This is a genomic window from Archangium gephyra, assembly GCF_042230915.1.
GTDB classification, from domain to species: domain Bacteria; phylum Myxococcota; class Myxococcia; order Myxococcales; family Myxococcaceae; genus Archangium; species Archangium gephyra_B.
Window position 1 is genome coordinate 4,875,363 of sequence record NZ_CP102578.1, and the last position, 18,540, is coordinate 4,893,902.

An 18,540-nucleotide genomic window follows, 5' to 3' on the forward strand; every position below is an offset into this window, starting at 1 on the left:
TACGTATAGAGTCAATTCGTTCAAGGATGAGCACGTACAATCCGTGTGTGCGCGCCGGTTCCGAACAGGCCCTGGGGTCGCCCCCCTTCTGCGCGTAGACTTCCAGACACCTTGTCTGAGCCCCGACATACCCTCCTGTTGGTCGACGACGAGCCCGACGTCATCGACCTCCTCGTGCGCATGTTCCAGAAGCGCTACCACGTGCTCTCGGCCAACTCCGGGCCCGAGGCGCTGGGGCTGCTGCGGCAGCACCGCGTGGACGTGCTCATCACCGACCAGCGCATGCCGGAGATGACGGGCATCGAGCTGGTGACCGCCGCGCGCGCCGAGGGCATCGACGTCACCGCGATCCTCCTCACCGGCTACACGGATCCCGAGGACATCATCGCGGCCATCAACCGGGGCCAGGTGTACCGCTACATCACCAAGCCCTGGGACCTGAACGACCTCATCATCACCGTGAAGAACGCGGTGGAGTACACCCAGCTGCGGCGCGACAAGGAGCGGCTGCTGCGCCAGCTCCACCAGCGCGTGGAGGCGCTCGGCGTGCTCTACGAGGTGAGCCGGGCCAGCGCCGGCGAGCCGCTCGGCTACGACGCCATCATCGACCGCGTGCTCACCGCGGTGTCGCGCGTGCTGCCCTATGACTGTGGCGCCGCCCTCATCGCGGTGGGGTGGGACCGGACCGCCACCCTGCGCCTGCGCTGCCAGGGTGTCGTCGTCGGGGAGCAGTCCCTGCTGGGCGTGAAGGAGTCCATGCTGGCCGCGTGGGGCCAGCGCTCGGGGCTGGTGCTGCCCGAGGATCGCGTCATCACGCACGTCACCGGCACCACCTCCCAGGACGCCGCCGCCCCGGCCGCCTGGGCCAGCCAGCTCACCGTGGCCCTCACCGCCGGGGGCCGCCCCGTGGGCCTGCTGTCGCTCTTCTCCCAGCGGCCCCATGTCTACTCCGAGGAGGATGGCGCGCTGCTCGACACGCTCGCCAACCAGACGGCGGACGCCATCCAGTCCCTGCGCGCCTCCGAGGAGGCCTCGCGCCAGCGGATCGATCGCATGGTCGAGTCCATGGCCGATGGCGTCATCCTCACCGACGAGAAGAACGAGATCGTCGTGCTCAACCCCGCCGCGCGCCGCATGCTCGTGCTGGGGGACGGTCCTCCCGCCCCGGATGCCAGCAAGCGGTTGCGCGAGAAGCTCGGGTTCGATCCCTTCGAGCTGGTGCGCGGCTGGGAGTACGGCGGCGCCCAGGTGCTGCGCGAGGAGCTGAAGCTCGACGAGCGCACCATTCACACCACCGTCACCCCGGTGAACGACTCGCGCGGCGTGCTGCGCGGGGTGTGCGTGGTGCTGCGCGACGTCACCGAGCAGAAGCAGCTCGAGGAGCGCAAGGACGAGTTCGTCCACATGGTGAGCCACGAGCTGCGCACGCCGCTCACCTCCATCTCCGGCTCGTTGGACCTGGTGCTCAACTTCCTGTCCACCGACATGAACGAGAAGCAGCGCCGCTACCTCATGCTGGCGCGCGACTCGACGGAGAAGCTCAACGCCATCGTGGATGACCTGCTGGACCTGGCCAAGTTCGCCAAGGGCCGGCTGCGGATGAACTTCGAGTGGGCCTACGTGGACGAGCAGGTGCGCCGCGCGGTGGAGAAGTACGGCCCCGCCTTCATGGAGCGGCGCATCAAGGTGTCCGCCGGCCTGCCGCAGCACGGCCTGCGGGCGCTGGCGGATCCCAACCGGCTCACCCAGGTGCTCAACAACCTGCTCACCAACGCCGCCAAGTTCACCCCCGAGGGCGGTGAGGTGCGGCTGGAGCTCAAGGCCACCTCGGCGGTGCCCGGCTACATCGCGCTCACGTGCTGGAACAGCGGCGAGCCCATCGCCGAGGAGAACCTGGAGCGCATCTTCGACCGCTTCGAGCAGGCGCGCACCCAGGCCAACCGCACCGTGCGCGGCACCGGCCTGGGCCTGGCCATCTGCCGCAACATCGTGGAGGCCCACGCCGGCCATATCTGGTGCGAGCCCTGCCACGACGGGGTGCGCTTCGTGGTGGTGCTGCCCGTGGAGCCTCCGGCCGAGTACCTGCGGCCGGACGGACTGGACTTCACCCAAAAGCACAACCCCGAGCGGCGGGGCAGCCTGGTGCTCGCCGAGGCCGAGCCGGACATCGGCTACATCACCAAGGCCCTGCTGCGCGCGCGGGGTTACGAGGTGCGCCTGGCCCCCAATGCCGAGGAGGCCCTCACCCAGGCGCGCGCCCACCACCCGGATGCCCTGCTGGTGGATGCCCGGCTGCCCGTCATCGACGGCCTGCGGCTGGCGGAGATCCTCCGGCATGATCCGGAGACGCGCCAGGCGCCGCTGCTGCTCTTCTCCGCCTTCGACGAGCGCCAGCGCGCCTTCCGCGCCGGGGCGGACGCCTTCCTGCCCATGCCGCTGCAGTCCGACCGGCTGCTGGCCACCGTGGACTCGCTGGTGCGCGGCAGCGCCGGCCAGCACCACGGCCGCGTGCTGGTGGTGGACGACGACGAGAAGGTGGGCGCCATCTGCCGCGAGGTGCTGGTGAGCCTTGGCTACGAGGTGCAGGTGTCCTCCACCTTGGAGGAGGCCCACCGCGCCCTGCGCGAGCGCCGCCCGGACGTGTTGCTGCTGGACGTGCAGCTGCCCGACGGGGACGGCTACCACTTCCTCGAGGAGCTCAAGGCCGAGCGCGCCAGCGGCTACATCTCCGTCATCTTCATCTCCGGGTATACCGAGACGAGCGCCAAGGTGCGCGCCCTCAAGCTCGGCGCGGACGACTACCTCACCAAGCCCTTCGACGCGCTGGAGATGGGCGCGCGCGTGGAGATGGTGCTGCGCCGCAAGGAGCAGGAGCTGGGCGCCTCGCCCACCACGCAGCTGCCCGGCTCGGGCACCATCGAGCGCGAGGTGCAGCGCCGGCTCGGCGAGCGCCGGCCCTTCGCCTTCTGCTACCTCGACCTGGACAACCTCAAGGCCTACAACGACTACTACGGCTTCGCGAAGGCCGACGGCGTCATCCGCCAGACGGGAGATCTGCTGCGCGAGGTGTTCGGGCAGGTCGGCCTGCCCGGGGACTTCCTCGGCCACGTGGCGGGCGATGACTTCGTCTTCGTCACCGCCCCGGAGAGCGTGGACCGCATCTGCCAGCGCGCCATCGAGGCCTTCGACCGCATCATCCCGCTCTACTACGACAAGCAGGACCGGGAGCGCGGCTACATCGAGGCGGAGGACCGCTACGGGGAGAAGCGCAAGTTCCCCATCATGAGCGTGTCCGTGGTGGCGGTGCTCAGCGACGGGCTGTCCAGCGATCATGCCGAGCTGGCGCGGCAGGCCGCGGACATGAAGAAGCGCGCCAAGGCCATCCAGGGCTCCGTCTACCTGCGCAGTGACCGGGAGCTGGCGGTCATCCGGACGGCCACGGGATGAGGCTCTACCAGCAGCTCATCCTCTTCATGCTCGCGGCCACCGTGCTGCCGCTGGCGGCGGTGGGCTTCCTGTTGCTGTCGCGCGCGGAGGCGGAGCTGACCGGGCGGATCATCTCCGAGCAGCGCGTCATCGCGGAGAGCACCGCGGAGAGCGCCTCCTCGGAGCTGATGAAGACGGTGGATGCGCTGGCCCGCTCGGCGGAGCTCTTCAACTGGCAGAGCATCACCCCCGAGGAGTTCCAGGGCGGGCTGCAGCTGCTCTACGGGCAGTCCCCCGCCGTCAGCGCGGTGCTGCACCTGGATGCGGAGGGCAACACGCGCGGCGAGCCCGTGTTCCGGGCCTCCGGCGACAGCGAGCACCCGGGGTTCGAGCCCTCCGCGGCGCAGGCGCTCGCCCGGGCCGTGCCGGTGCAGACGCTGCGCCGTGGCAACAAGGGACAGGCCGCCCTGGGCCGCGTCTACGCGCACGCCCCCAGCGGACGGGCAGCGGTGGCAGTGGCGGTGAAGCTGGCGGATGGGGAGGACTCTCCCTTCGCGCTCGCCGAGGTCGTCTTCTCCGACCTGGAGGTCCTGCTGGCCCGGCGCGCGGGGGACAACCCGGGCTCCATCGACCTGGTGGACACCACGGCCGGGCGCATCCTGGCCAGCTCCCTGCCGGAGCGCCGCCTCCAGCCGCTGGCGCCCGCGCTGGCCGCCCAGCTCGCCTCGGACGACGCGCAGGTGCGCGGCTTCCGGCTGGATGCGCCCGCCCTGCGGGTGAGCGCCGCGCGGGTGCCCAAGGTGCCCGGCTTCGAGGTGGTGGTGGCCGTGGACGAGGCCGTTGCCCTGGCCCCGGTGCGCGCCATGCGCCGCACGGTGCTGCTGTCCATCGGGGCCGCCTTCGTGGTGCTGCTCGGCCTGGGCGCGCTCTTCACCCGCCGGCTCAACCTCCGCCTGTCCCAGGTGGTGGCCGGTGCCGAGGCCTTCGGCCGTGGCGAGCTGGAGCGGCGTGTCACCGTGGAGGGCGAGGACGAGCTGAGCGAGCTGGCCTCCACCTTCAACCGCATGGGCTCCGAGCTGGAGGCCGCCCGCGCCCGGATGCTGCGCTGGAACGATGACCTCAAGGCCCGCGTGGACGAGGCCACCGCCGAGCTGAAGGCCGCCCAGGCCCAGCTGCTCGAGGCTCAGAAGCTCGCGGCCGTGGGGCAGCTGGGCGCCGGCGTGGCCCATGAGATCAACAACCCCCTGGCCGGCATCCTGGGCAACACCCAGCTGCTGATGCTCGAGCGCGACGAGAAGGATCCCGACTTCGACACGTTGCGGAAGATCGAGCTGAGCGCCAAGCGCTGCAAGGACATCACCCAGAACCTGCTGCGCTTCTCCCAGCAACGCGCGAAGCCCGAGCTGCGCCCGGTGGACCTCAACGCCGTGCTCCGCGATGCGCTCTCGCTCACGGAGAACCAGCTCAAGGGGGAGGGGATTGCCCTGGCCACCGAGTGGGCCTCGCCGCCCACCCGGGTGAAGGCGGATCCGGGACACCTCTCGCAGGTGGTGCTGGCCCTGGTGTCCAACGCGCGCACCGCGATGATGAAGACGGAGGCGAAGCGGCTCACCCTGCGCACGGGCGAGCGGGACGGGCGTGGCTTCTTCGAGGTGGAGGACACCGGCAAGGGCATCGCCCCCGAGCACCGCTCGCGCATCTTCGAGCCCTTCTTCACCACCAAGGACGTCTGGTCCAACGTGGGCCTGGGCCTGTCGGTGGCCTGGCGGGTGGTCAGCGAGGCGGGCGGCTCCATCGAGGTGCGCACGGAAGTAGGGCAGGGCACCTGTTTCACCGTGTGGTTGCCGAAGGCGTGAGGCCCGGGCCCCGGGTGAGGTAGCTTGGGGGCCTGTATGGACGCCCCCCGCTCCCCCCGGCGCAGTGCGCCCTTCCTGCTCGGCCTTCTCGCCATCCTGGCGGCGCTGCCGCTGGGCTATTTCCTCTTCCTCCACCAGCCTCCCACCCCTCCGCCCGAGCCCGCTCCGGTGCTCCCGGCGAAGCCCCCGCCCTCCGAGGCCCCGCCCGAGAAGGGGCCCATGGCGCTCAAGCTGGAGGAGATCCGCGGCACGGTGGAGGTGCGCCGGGGCAGCGGGCAGTGGCGCACCGCCAGCGTTGGCGAGGCCCTCCACCCCTCGGACGCGGTGCGCACCCGGGAAGGCGCCTACGCCGTCATCATCGGCGGCGAGGCCGTGGAGATCCGCATGGAGGCCGGTGCCGAGGTGTCCGTGGATGTCCTCACCGACTCGCTCACCCGCTTCCTGCTCGACAAAGGTATGACGACGGCCCGCGTCGACATGGGCGCTGGCCAGACGTTCGAGATGAAGGCCGCCGGCAGTGACGCCCTGGCCCGCGCCGAGCGCGGTACCTTCACCATGAACAACAACGGCGCGGGCACCGTCGCCCTGGCCACCCTGGTGGGCGAGGTCGCCTTCAGCGGCCAGCGCAAGGTCGTCATCGTCCGCGCCGGCCAGCAGTCCGTCATCCGTCCCGGCCGCGCCCCCAGCGAGCCCACCCCCATCCCCACCAGCCTCCTGCTCAAGGTGAACTGGCCCGCCCAACCGCGGCGCAAGGTCGTCGTCTCCGGGCAGACCGACCCGGGCACTCAGGTGGTGGTGGGGGGTCGAATCGTCCCCACCGACGAGGAGGGCCGCTTCTCCCAGGTCCTGCCACTCCAGGAAGGTCCGAACTCCGTCCAGGTGCACGCCACCTCTGTCGGAGGCCTGCGACACGAGGAAAAGCGCGACCTCACCCTGGATACCACCCCTCCCTCGGTCAAAGTGGACCCAGGGATATGGGATGACCCAGCCTCCAAGGCGCCATAATGGCGGCCTGCCAGACGAGCGCTCCGGTACTCGGCCGTCTGGCCTCGGATTTGCAGCCTCTCACGGCCCGAGAATCTTCCTTGTACTAAGGGCAATCCCGGGTGAAAGCCTGGGTGCGCAAAGCCGTGGGGCCTGAAGTGCGGCCGGCCGTGGTTGCCGTGGGAACTGGCGCTGAGCGTGGCGCTTGGGGGGCTGAGCCCGGGATCGTCCTTGGTCGCGGTGGGAGGTGTCTCGCTCCCCGATGTGCAACCGAGGTCCGCCACGATGTTGCGAACGATCACCACCTTCGTGTGTCTGGTTCCCGCGCTGGCGCTGGCACAGAGCGCGGCACCGCTGATGGGCATGTCGCAGGTGGTCAACGACGGGCCCGGGGACCAGACGGAGCCCCACGTGAGCGGGGCGCTGGTCGCCTACACCCACCAGAGCAGCCTCTTCAGCAGTGAGATCCGCTACCACGATCTGCTCACGGACGAGGATCAGGCCATCCCCACCGAGGGGGGCTATGACGCCCTGGCGGACATCAGCGGCAACCGGATCGTCTTCACCCGCACCACCAACGCCAGCCGCGTCTTCCGGTTCGACGTGGGCCCGGGCGGCAGTGCGGTGGAACTCGCCCCGCGTCCCGGGGTGGAGCGGCGCGCGGCCACCATCGGCGGCCAGACGGTGGCCTGGCAGGAGCTGGGCTACACCGCCGAGTCCCTGCCACCGGAGATCTTCGCCTACCGCCTGGACACGCTCGCGCTCACCCGGCTGACCGAGGACACGCGTCTGGATCGCACGCCCGCCGTCAGCGCGGAGGGCAAGGCGGTGGTGTGGATCAAGTGCGCCACCAGCCTCGACGGGTGCGATCTCTGGGCGGCTCGCGAAGCCGAGGGAGGCTATGAGGTCTCCCAGCTCACCGGGCCGGAGGGGGAGGAGTCCCTGCCCGACACCAACGGCGAGGTGGTGGCGTACGTGACGCGCTCGCTCGTCAATGGCGTGGCGGAGTCGGACATCGCCTGGCAGCCGCTGGGCGGGGGCGAGGTCCACCGTCTGGCGCTCCCGGGCGTGGACACCAACCCCAACGTGAGTGGTTCGCTCATCGCCTTCGAGCGGCGGGATGCGTCCAGCGCGACGCCCAACTTCGATGTCGTGCTGTATGACCTGCGCACGCAGACGTACTACCGCCTCACCGAGACGCCGGAGAGCGAGTCGCTCAGCGACATCAGCGTGGGGCCGGATGGGCTGGTGCGGGTGGTCTGGACGGTGCGGCGCAACGGCGATCTCAACGTGTACGCCTACGTCTTCCGCCTGCCGGGCGAGTGCACGCGCACCCCCATCAAGGACGCGGCCGCCGTGTGCGCCTCGCCCGGGGGGCGGTCGCTGCTGGGCTCGCTGGTGGTGAGCCGCGCCGAGGGCGCTCCGGAGGTGGTCTCCACCGAGTTCGAGAGTACGGGCACCGGGGTGCTCTGCGTGGACAACGGTTTCGAGGCGTCGCCCGCCACCGCGGGCTGGGTGTGGATGGGGCTGGGCCTGCATGTGGGGCCGGACGAGCTCCGGGAGGACGTCACGAGCCTGGCCCGCAAGGTACCGCTCCAGGGCCGGCTCGCGCTCTCCGCCCAGGCGGCGGGTGCGCCCGGCAGTGCGTTCCGGGTGCGTCTCTACGGGGAGATGGTGTGCGACGCCGGGCTGAAGGAGGCGCCGTCCCAGGACATGGAGGTCCGCCATGGCCAGCTCGTGCCCTCCCTGGTGGACGCCATGCCCGGGAAGATCGCCCTCATGCGGTACTTCGTGCCGAGCGGGTACGAGGGGCCGCCCGTGCGCGGCGGCGGCTCGCAGGCCCCCAGTGAGGGCACGGACGGGGCCGGGGTGGTGGTGCCCGGCGAGCTCTCTCCGGAGGCGCGCGGGGGCTGTAGCGCGGCGGGCGGCCCGGTGGCCCTGCTGGGGGTCTGGATGCTGGTTGCCGTCCGGGCGCGGCGCCGTGTCGCATCGCGGCGATAGAATTTCGGGCGCGGCAAGGACGCTGATAAATTACCAACACTCTGAACTGTTTCCTTCCCGTGTTGCTGCTCGTGGCCTCGGTGGCCTCGGCGGACACACTCGACATCCTGGGTCCGTCCGCGCCCGTCCCCCCTGATGGGTTCCCCATCGCGCTGGTGAGGCGGGATGCCACGGGTGCGCCCGTGGTGGCGCAGGGGCTCTCCGTCTCGGCGAGCGGGGCCCGGTTGCGGCCAGGGCCCGAGCAGGCGCCGCTGCGGACGTTCGTCGTCGTCCCGGAGCCGGGCGCGCGGGAGGTGCGGGTCACGGCCGAGGGGACGGGACTGAGGGCCGAGGCCCGGTACGTGCTGGGTCCTCCGGCCACCCGGGTGTCGCTCACGGTGGAGCCTCCCGCGCCGGTGAAAGGGCGGGACAAGGAGGCGCGGCTCACGGTGAGGATGCTCCAGCCGGACGGCACGCCGGATGACACCGGCGCTCCCCCCGTGCTGCGGGCCAATGTGGGGCGGGTGGAGGAGCTGGAGCGCACCGGGCCTGGGACGTGGCGGGCCCGCTATGTGCTGCCGGATACGCGCTACCCGGAGGTGGCCATCCTGGTGGCCCTCTCGGCCTGGCCCCATCCCGAGTCCATCTACGGCGCCTACGGCAAGGTGCTGGTGCCACTGGCCGCCTCGGTGGAGCTGCCGGGCCGCACCGAGCCCAACGCGGATTTGTCCGCCACCATCGCCGGGACGACCTTCGGGCCGGTAAAGGCCGCACCGGACGGGCGCTTCCGGCTGCCCGTCATCGTCCCTCCCGGACACAGCGTCGCGCAGGTGCGCGCGGTGGACGCGGCGGGCAACGTGCGGCGCTCGCGGATGGACCTGTCGCTGCCGCCCACGGATGGGCTGGCCTGTGTCCTCAACCCGCAGCGGCTTCCGGCGGACGGCGTCTCGCGGGCGCGCATGCTGTGCGCCACCAGCGATGCCTCTGGCCGGCCAGTGCAGGACGCGCGGGTGACGGCCTCGGTCCGCGCTGGCACCTTGAGCGGGCCCACGCGCGCCGAGGGCGGCCTGCTCGAGTGGATCTACACCGCCCCGGGCACCGCGTCCGCGGAGCCGGAGCGCCTGGTGGCCACCTGGCCGGAGCGTGGCACCAGCTCGCGCGAGGAGCTGCCGCTGCGGCTCGTGCAGGGGCCGGTGGCGAGCGCCGCCCTGTCGCTGGCCGAGCCGGTGGTGCATTTGGGCTCGACGGTGGTCATCACCGCCACCACGCGGGATGCCTCCGGCCAGCCGAGGCCCGGCGCCGTGGTGGTGCCCCGCTCGCCGGTGGGCACGTTCAGCCCGCTACGTGAAGAGGCCCCGGGTGTGTTCCGCGGCGAGTGGACGCTGCCGACGCAGGGCACGCCGGGCGGGACGGTGGTGGAGGTGCTCGCGTATGGCCCGGTGGGGACGGAGCCGGCGCGCCTGCGTGTCTGGGCGGAAGGGGGCGTGCTGTCCGCGGGCGTGACGGACCTCGCCGGCCTTCCGGTCCCGGGGCAGCCGCTGCGCGTGGGAGGCGAGGCACGGGTGACGGGCGAGGACGGCACGGTGGTGCTCGGCCCCCTGCGTCCGGGCCGGGTGGAGGTGGTGCACGGCTCGTGGCCCGGTCTCCGTCAGACGGTGGACGTGGTGGCCGAGGGCGGGCCGGTGTTCCCCCTCGAGCAGGCGCTCGTGCCCGCACGGGCGGAGCAGCCGGTGCGGCTGGCGCCTCCGGTGCCGGTGAACGTGCGGTTGAAGGTGGAGGGCCCGCTCGTCACGTTCTGGATGGAGGACGCGTCGGGCCGGGTGTTGGAGGGCCGAGAGGCCCATGTGGCGCTGTCCGCCGGGCAGCGCAGCGCCATCGAGGTGAAGGAAGGGCGCGGCAGCTTCCGGGTGACGCATGACGGGCCGGTGAGTGTGTCCGTGGCGGACGTGGCCACCGGCGTCACCGCGCTCGCCGAGGTGCGGCCTTGAGGTGGTGGGCCGCATGGCTGTCGTGCTTGTGCCTGTTGCCGGGCGCGGCGCGCGCGCAACTGGCGAGGGCGGAGTCTCCGGAGCTGGCGGCGGCCATCGCCGGGCGCGTGTGCCGTGACTTGGATGGCGATGGCCGGTGTGCTCCCGAGGAGCCGGGCCTGGCCGATGTCCGGCTGGTGCTGGCCACGGGCCGTGAGGTGCGCACGGACGCGCGGGGCCGCTACCACTTCGCCGAGGTGGACGCGCGGGGGCCGGATGTGACGGGCGGTGTGCACCTGCGGCCCGGCCGGCAGCGGCTGAAGGTGGATGCGCGCACGCTGCCGCCCGACAGCGTGGCCACCCCCGAGGCCGTCACGGTGGAGGTGCCCTGGGCCGCCGTGGTGCTCCAGGACTTCGCGGTGCGCACCCTGGCCGAGTCCATGTCCTCCCTGGCGCTCGCCTATGACACGACGCCGCCCGCGGCGGCGGTGGTGCCGGGCGGGGTGGACTTCCTCGTGGCGGGGCATGCCGCGCCGGGGGATGAAGTGACGGTGGGCGGTGTCCCGGCGGAGGTGGACGAGCGCGGCGATTGGCGTGCGCGCGTCCGGCTCGCGCCCGGGGAGAACGTGCTGTCCATCACCGCCCTCGGGACGGAGGCGTCCCTGCGCCTCTTCCGCCAGCGCATCGATGTGGTGCAGCGCGAGGGCGGCCTGCTCGTCATTCCTCGCGAGCCCGAGCCGGAGGGCGCGCTGCGGCTGCCGGGAAGCAAGGACGAGCCACCGGCGAGTGGCCCCTCCTCGGTGATGGCCGAGTTCCCCGTGGGCACGCGCCTGCGCTCGCCGCGGGGCGAGGTGACGGTGGGGCCGGAGGGGAGCGTGCTGGTGCCGCTGGTGCTCGTCCCGGGCCGCAACCTGGTGGCGCTGGAGGTGCAGCGGCCTGGCGCGCCGGCCCTGACGGTGACGCTCCAACTGGAGGCGGTGCCCCGGCCCTTCGCGGTGGGGTTGCTGGACGTGGAGGCCACGTTCTCGCCGTCCACGGGAGACTTCCGGCTGCGGGGGCGCGGCGCGGCCCATGGTGAGGCGCGCCTGGGGCCCTTCTCGCTGGTGGGGGAGTTGGATCTGCGGGACACCGACGTGGACAGCCTGCGCGAGCGCCCGGCGGCGGACTGGCTGCGCCCCCGCATCCCGCGGTTGGATCGCGCGCCGGATCCAGACCTGGCCATCGCCGAGTGGGCGGACACCTCCGTGGGGCTCACGCCCAACACCACCGAGAGCCGGCTGCGGCTGGAGGTGCGGCACGATCGGTTCGGCCGGGTGGGCCTGGGGACGTACCGGGCGTATCAGGCGGAAGGGGAGGTGGGCCGCTACCACCGGCCGCTGTTCGGCCCCTTCGCGGAGCTGTCGGCGGAGCTGGGGCGGCTGCGCGCGGGCGTGAATGCCTTCGCCGGAGGGCTGGCGGATCCAACGCGCGTGCTCGCCGCCCTGCCCGCGTACGAGGAGCTGCGCGCGACCGGCGGCAGCCTCTACTACCTGGGCTCGTCGCCGGTGGCGGAGGGCTCGGAGCTGTTGCGCGTGGAGGTGCGGGATGGCCTCACCGGGCTGCCGCTCGCCGAGCGCCATCTCATCCGGGGCCGGGACTACGAGATCGACTACTCGGCGGGCCGCATCCTGCTCGCGCGCCCGCTGTCCCTCATCGCTGGCGAGCCGTTGCTGCGGGCGGATCCGCTCACGGCGGCACCGGAGCCCGTGCTCACCGTGCAGTACGCCGCGCTGGAGTCGGGCTCGCCGGCGGACGCCGCGGGAGGCGAGGCGTGGGCGGAGTGGCAGGGCGGGCGGGTGTCCGTGTTCGCCGTGCGCGAGCAGCGCGACGGGGCTCCCTTCCAGCTGCTCGCCGGGCACGCGCGCACCACGCTGGGTGGCTACACGCTCATGGCCGAGGTGGCCCGGAGCCGGGGCTCGGCGATGCGGCCGGAGATGTTTGGCGTCTCGGACGATGGGGGCCTCTCCTTCCTGCGGCCGGACGAGGAGGGGGCGCCGGGCGGTGGAGATGCCCTGGGGCTGCGCCTGCGCGGGCCGGGCCTGTTCGGGACGGGCTCCGTGGACGCGGCCTTCCGCCGGCGGACGGCGGGCTTCTCCGATGGGACGCACGCGGACACCCGGCCCTTCCGCCAGCTCTCCCTGCGCGCCGTGCAGCCGCTGGGGCCCTGGCGGCTCACGCTGCTCGGGGATGATCGGCTCTCGGTGGATCCGCGGCGGCCCTTCGCGGAGGGCCTGTTGGAGGCGCGGACGTTGGGCGTGGGGTTGAGCTACTCGCGGGAGCGCTGGGGCGTGGAGCTGAATCTCCGGGACTCGCTCCTGCGCGCCAGCGACGTGCCCGGCGAGGGGGAGCTGATCGAGGGAGGGCGCACGTCCGCGGGGCTGCAGGGCCACTTCGTGGTGAACGACTGGTTGCGCGTGTCGGCCGGACACCGTCAGACGCTCTTCCAGCGCGGCGCGGGCCTGGGGCGCGTGGATGACAGCTTCTCCTCCGCGGGCGTGGACGTGAAGGTGGGCGAGGAGGGGATGGTGGGCGTGCGGGGCGGCTGGGGTCCCCAGTTGGGGCCACTGGCCTGGGTGCAGGGCACGTGGCGCCGGGGCCAGGACGTCTACTACGGCAGCCACTCGGTGGACGTGGACGGGCCGGACTTCGGTGCCAGCCGCGCGGTGAGCGGGGCGAGCACGGAGCTGGGGGATGGAACGCGCCTCTTCGTGGAGGACGTGGCCTCGCACGATGCCAACGCCGTGCGCCTGGCGCGGGCGGTGGGTTTCCAGCAGACCGTCTTCGGCGCGTTGAACGTGGGGGCCCGTTACGAGCGGGGCCTGCGCAGCCCCCTGGAGCTGCCGGGCTCGCTGCGGCGCGACGTGGCGAGCCTCTCCGGGCAGCTGCTCTTGGAGCGCTTCCGGGCCGATGGGCGCCTGGAGCTGCGCTTCGAGCACGGGACGCCCACGCGGGGCGCGACCGCGCCGATGGATCGCATTCAGGCGGTGATGGCCCTCGCCGCGGAGGCGGTGCTGCGCGAGGACCTGTCTCTGTCGGGGCGGATGAACTACGGCCGCACCTGGCAGCGGGAGACCCGGGAGGCCGAGGCCCGGCTGCTGGAGGGCTACGCGGCGCTCGCCTGGCGGCCTGGTCCCTTCTTGCTGGTGGCGCGCTACGCCCTCACCCAGGAGCTGCTGCCCGGTGAGCGCTCCGTCTTCGGAGAACGTGGCCAGCAGATCATTTCACTGCTACCGGCGGTGCGGCTGGGAGACCGCTTCGCGCTGGCGGCGGGGTTGCACGCGAGCCGCAGCAACCGCGACGATGTTGCGATATGGGTGCTCACCGGCTCGGTGCGTCCGTCGGTGCGGGTGGTGGGCGGTCTGGAGGTCGCGCTGGAGGCGGCGAGGCGGTCGGTGGCACCCGAGAACGAATCGTTGGGTGCGCTACGGGGCGAGGTGGCCTGGCGGGTGGACGAACGGCTGCGGGTGGCCGCGGGTTATACGCTGTTGGGGTTCACCGGGACGGGCTTGCCGGAGGAGGCACATGATGGGTCCGACAGGCTCTATCTTCGGGCGGAGCTGGCGTACTAGGTGGGCCGTGCGCGCGCGGCTCCTCTGTCTGTGCGCGGTGGCGGGGCTGGTGATGATGGTGGCCGCCAGCGCGCATGCCGACTGGCGCACGGGCCCGCCCATGAAGGAGACCCCCAACGACGTCCTCGAGGCGTGGGGGCCGGAGCACTTCGCGGTGGGTCACGCGCAGGGGGCGTACCTGTTCGCGGACGGAGGCGTGGCGCGCAATGCCAGTGCGAGCGCTCCCTCCGCCGGCACGTACTACCGGCCGGCCGATGACTGCTTCATCACGGCCAACAAGGATCAGGGCGGGAGCCGCAGTGGCTTCAGGGCGGATGGGAGCCCGTGTGGAGACTTCCTTCCTGGCTCCCTCATCGTTCCGGAAGAGGTCAACCTCGTGCGGGTGATGCACGCGCCGGAGGGCGGAGCCGTTGCGGTGGTGAGTCTTGGCCCCGAGGGCTCCAAGGTGCCCTTCCTGTCGGATGGCGGCATCTACGACGCCAACGCCTTCTATGCGTTCCGGGATCTCGCGAACCTGCGTCCCCTCACCGGTGTGCTCGGGGTGGTGCGGGTGGGCAGCGAGGTCCATGCGCTGCTCGGCAGCACGTTCACCGACTCGACCGTCCAGTGGATCAAGCTCAGCGATCCCAACCGGGTGATGGAGACCCGGAGCCAGAGTGGCTCGACGGGCATCGTGCAGTCGATAGAGCTGTTCTCCGTTGGAGGCTCGGCGGCTCCCTTTCCCTATGCCGTGGTGGGCACGCGGCAGGGGGTGATGTTGCAGGGGTCCGTCTTGGCGTCCTCGGAGCCGCTCAAACCGGTCCAGACGTTCGCCGGCGGCGGGGTGAGCAGCGTGTCCATGAACGTGGGCGCCGGGAGCGATGCCGGACAGGGGTTCGGCATGGCCATCGTGGTGCAGGCGGATGGAGGCTCCCAGGTGGTGAGCCCGGTGCCCATGCTCTCGGACACGAAAGCGGGGACGCTCTGGCAGGTGCGGAGCCTCCCGGCGAGCGTCGCGGCGGCGCCCCTGAGGCAGGTGGTCTGCACGGGGGCGAGCACCTGCGTCTTCACCGCGGAACGGCCAGAGCGGGACAACATCTTCATCTACACCAACGACGCGGGCCCGGAGATCTTGGTGGCGGCTCCGGGCGCGGCCGTGGTGGCCGGGGCGGATGCCTCGGTGACGCTCGACGAGGACGCAGGCTACCGGCTCACCTTCGCGGCGGAGGATCCGGATGGAGATCCGGTGCTGGTGACGGTCCCCCCGCCGAGCGGTCCCACGACGGGGTGGGCTGTGGTGGTGCCCGCCGGGCAGCAGCCGGGAGACCCCGTCCTCTGGGATGTCACCACCTCCTCCACTTGCGTGGATCGGCCTCTGGGCAGCATCCAGGTCTCCGCCACGGATGGCCTGGCCGCGCATGAGGCGTACAAGACCGTCGACGTGCTCGTGAAGCACACGCGGCCACCGGAGGTCCCCGCGGTGGTGTTCGCCGATGGTGGCACGGTGCCGGGCAGCGGGGCCGTGAGCGAGCTGCGTCCGGGCGGGCCGCCCCTGGTGCTGCGGGTGACCGGTGGGGGCACGACGGCCGCGGGCTGCAGGATTGTTCCGGAGTGGGAGCCGCTGTTCTCGGGCACGGGGGTTCCGTCGCTGGAGCAGGATGGTGGCACCGCCGTGCTCACGGCTCCGGACGGGTTCTGCTCGCGGGAGGCCGGGAGCTTCGACCTCCGGCTGCGCGTGACGGACGAAGGAAGCCTCTCGAGCGCCAGGGTCTTCAACGTGCGCGTGCCGCCTACCGAGCTGGCCTCCTTTGACGCGGGAGTGCTGCGGCTCGATGCCGGCGGCGGCCCTTCGCCCTCGGGTGAGCTGCGGGTGGAGGTGGACTCGACCCTCAACTGCCCCTCCTTGCGTGGACTGCGCGCGGAGCTCTGGCTCGAGCGCCTGGATGGCGGCGCGCTGGTTCCGCCAGAGGCGGTGACCGTCCCCGGGACGTGGGAGGCCCGCGTGGAGCACGGGTGCGGCCGGCGCGTGCTGTTGAATGGCGTGATGGAGGACGACGCGGGCCAGCGCTCCCCGGTGTTCGCGCAGGAGCTCGCGACGCCCCGGGTGGACGTGGGGCTGGAGCCGCTGCCCGAGGTGCCGGCCCTGGTGGCCCGGTGCGGAGAGCAGGCCCGCGTCACGCTGACGCAGACCTTCCCGCCGGACGCCTGCCAGACGCCGGACGTCACCTGGACACAGGAAGTGGATGGGGGTCCCGCCCTCGAGCAGGCCGTGCTGTCGGGCTCCACGGTGTCACTGGTCACGCGGGACACCGGGCTGGACGCGCTGGTGGGCAAGTCCCTGGTGGTGCGGGTGACGGCGAGCGCGGGCCCGGACAACGAGGCCTCGCAATGGCTCAGCCTGCCCATCACGGTGGAGCCCTTCGTGAAGGTGCGCCGCCGCACCGAGTTGCCCGCGGCCTCGGAGACGGGGCTCGTCGGCGTGTCCGTGGAGCTGCTCAACACCACCGCGTGCGGAGTGACGGGGGTGAGCTACGTGGAGCGCCTGGAGGGCCTGACGTACGTGGAGGGCAGCGCGAAGTTCGACGGCCAGCCCGTGGAGGCCACGTGGAAGTCCGGTGCGCTCACCGTGACGGGGCTGGCCCTGGCGGGCGAGGGCACCGGGAAGCTGACCTACGTGGCGCGTCCGCACCTGGTGGGCGAGCGCCGCATGGAGGGCGAGGCCCGGCTGGGCAACGAGGTCATCTCCCTGCGCGATGACCCGGGAGTCCAGGTGCCGGACTCGGGCTGTGGCTGCTCCGGCTCGGGTCCGGGCCCGGTGCTGTTCGCGCTCGGGGCGCTGGTGGCGGCCGTGCGCCGCCGCCGCCGGTGAGGGGGGGCGCCCGCCGCGCCCTACAGGCCGAAGCTGATGCGGCTGCGGCTGCTGGGGCCCGGCTCGTCGCGCCGCTCCTCCAGCACGCCGATCAGCTCCAGGCCCCGTAGCGTGGCCAGCACGCCGCGCTCGGGCAGCTCCGTGATGGTCAGCAGGTCCGCCACCGTCTTGCTGCCATCCGTGTAGGCCAGCAGCAGGGCCTGCGGCCCCTTCAGCTTCAGCTCGTGCAGTCCGTAGGGCGGGGCCGCGGCGGGGAAGAGCCGGCGCGAGCGCGGCATGTGCTGGCGCAGCGTCTCCAGCGGCTCCGAGCGTAGGACGCCCTCGAGGATGAGATCTCCGGGGAACACCGACAGCTTCACCAGGCCCGTGCGGGGCGGCCGCGTGGGGCTGAAGCCGTAGGCACCCTCGGTCCACGAGAAGGTGGACCAGAGGATCTCCTTCACCTGCTCCTCGATGAGCTGCGTGTGCTTGCGCGCGTCCAGCAGGCCCAGGCGCACCATCGCCTCGCTGGAGCGGAGGTTCTGCTCGCGGGCGAGCGTGGCCACCTCCTGCAGCTTCGCCTCGGGCAGCACGCCGCGGCGCACGCAGAAGCGGGCGAAGCGCTCGTGGGCGAGGTTGGAGGCCGCGTACACCGGGCGGCCCGCCTCGAAGTAGACGACCTTCAGGACGGAGCCCTGCTTGAGCTTGAGCTCTCCGCTGTGGCGCGCCTCGTAGTAGGCGTTGAGCAGCCGGGGGATGCTGGTGTTCTTCAGGTCTCCGGAGAGCGACCACTCGGGCGGGGGACGACGGCCGGCGCCGGACGCGGCCGGCTTGCTCCACACCTTCTCGCGCTCACCGAAGGGCAGGGCGAGTCCGGGCTCGGGGTCCGAGGAGGTCTCCGGGACGGCGGCCGGTGCGGGCGTCTCGGCGGCGGGCCCGAGTGCCTCCAGCGCCTCGAATACCTCGGGGGCGGGGGGTGGGGCGGGCGCCTCGGCGGCGGGCTCGAGCGACTCCAGCGCCTTGAGCTCGTCGTCGGCGGGAGGTGGGGCGGGCGCCTGCTCTATCTGCTGGGCGAGCACGTCCAGCGCCTGGAGCTCCTCGGCGGAGAGCGCCATGGTGGGCGTCTTGTCGTCCGACGCGAGCTCCTCCAGGACACCGATCTCCTCGAGGTCCTCCGTCCTGAGGGTGACGGGGGCGGGCCCCTGGCCGAAGGTGGGCTCCTGCCCGGGAGGGGCGCCGTCCTGGGTGGCGGGCGCGTCGTCCACCGGTCCGGGCGCGGCCGCGGCCTCGTCCCCGAGAGGATCCGCGGCCTCCTCGACGAGCGCGAGCCCCTCGACGACGGGGGCGTGCTCCTCCGCGGGGGACTCTTCCCCGGCAGCGGGGCTGAAGATGGGCTCGTCCTCGGAAGAGGTGAAGACGGGCTCGTCGTCCATGTCCAGCAGGGCGGCGTCCTCGAAGACGACCACCTCGTCATCGTCGGCGTCGGACGGGGCGGGAGGCAGGGGCCGGGTGAGGCCGCACAGCTGCTCCACGGACTCCAGCAGTTGCAGCAGCTCGAAGGGCTTCTCGAAGAAGGCGCGCGCCCCGTGGACCTCGGTGGCCTCGCGGGCGAAGCGGTCTCCCTTGAAGACGCCGCTGACGGCGACGGCGGGGATGGCGTTGTCCCGGAGTGCGGAGAGCACGGCGCTGCCCCTCATGTCGGGCAGCAGCAGGTCCACCACCGCGGCATGGAAGGCCGCCGGGCGCAAGAGGGCGAGCGCGGCCTCGCCGGTATGAACGGCCGTGGCCTCATGGCCGCGGCTTTCGGCCGCGGCGACCATGAGGGAGGCGAGTTCGGGGTGATCCTCGACGATCAGCAGTCGCGCCATGGGGGGCGGGCACCATACCATTGG

General features: G+C 72.3%; 8 protein-coding genes and 1 riboswitch. Of the genes, 7 read left to right on the forward strand and 1 reads right to left on the reverse strand.

The window, feature by feature from the left end; genetic code table 11:
• Nucleotides 1–111: 111 nt before the first annotated feature.
• From NR798_RS19395 to NR798_RS19425, 7 genes are all read left to right on the forward strand, one after another.
• On the forward strand, nucleotides 112–3,447 hold the full coding sequence (locus NR798_RS19395) for a response regulator (RefSeq protein WP_375772972.1): 3,336 nt from the start codon (nucleotides 112–114) through the stop codon (nucleotides 3,445–3,447).
• Nucleotides 3,444–5,282: an ATP-binding protein gene (locus NR798_RS19400; RefSeq protein WP_375772973.1), complete on the forward strand. Its 1,839-nt coding sequence runs from the start codon at nucleotides 3,444–3,446 to the stop codon at nucleotides 5,280–5,282. The genes NR798_RS19395 and NR798_RS19400 overlap by 4 nt, the downstream gene beginning before the upstream one ends.
• A 36-nt stretch (nucleotides 5,283–5,318) precedes the next feature.
• The gene (locus tag NR798_RS19405) at nucleotides 5,319–6,287 is read left to right on the forward strand and encodes a hypothetical protein (RefSeq protein ID WP_375772974.1); all 969 of its coding nucleotides are present in this window, start codon (nucleotides 5,319–5,321) and stop codon (nucleotides 6,285–6,287) included.
• A gap of 80 nt (nucleotides 6,288–6,367) precedes the next feature.
• Nucleotides 6,368–6,448, forward strand: a riboswitch (cyclic di-GMP riboswitch).
• 103 nt (nucleotides 6,449–6,551) lie between these two features.
• Entirely contained in the window at nucleotides 6,552–8,267 is a 1,716-nt protein-coding gene (locus tag NR798_RS19410; protein ID WP_375772975.1) for a TolB family protein, read from the forward strand.
• 62 nt (nucleotides 8,268–8,329) lie between these two features.
• Nucleotides 8,330–10,234: a hypothetical protein gene (locus NR798_RS19415; protein ID WP_375773791.1), complete on the forward strand. Its 1,905-nt coding sequence runs from the start codon at nucleotides 8,330–8,332 to the stop codon at nucleotides 10,232–10,234.
• Nucleotides 10,231–13,821 (forward strand): flagellar motor protein, encoded by a 3,591-nt coding sequence (locus NR798_RS19420; protein ID WP_375772976.1) that lies wholly within the window; start codon nucleotides 10,231–10,233, stop codon nucleotides 13,819–13,821. Before NR798_RS19415 ends, NR798_RS19420 begins: the two co-directional genes overlap by 4 nt.
• Nucleotides 13,822–13,828: 7 nt before the next feature.
• A complete protein-coding gene (locus NR798_RS19425) occupies nucleotides 13,829–16,669 on the forward strand; it encodes an MYXO-CTERM sorting domain-containing protein (RefSeq protein WP_375772977.1) in 2,841 nt (946 codons plus the stop codon).
• Nucleotides 16,670–16,689: 20 nt separating this feature from the next.
• On the opposite strand, the gene NR798_RS19430 is transcribed toward NR798_RS19425, so the two are convergent.
• Nucleotides 16,690–18,516 carry a response regulator gene (locus NR798_RS19430; RefSeq protein WP_375772978.1) on the reverse strand — a complete coding sequence of 609 codons (1,827 nt, stop codon included), beginning with the start codon at nucleotides 18,514–18,516 and terminating at the stop codon, nucleotides 16,690–16,692.
• Between the last annotated feature and the right edge of the window lie 24 nt (nucleotides 18,517–18,540).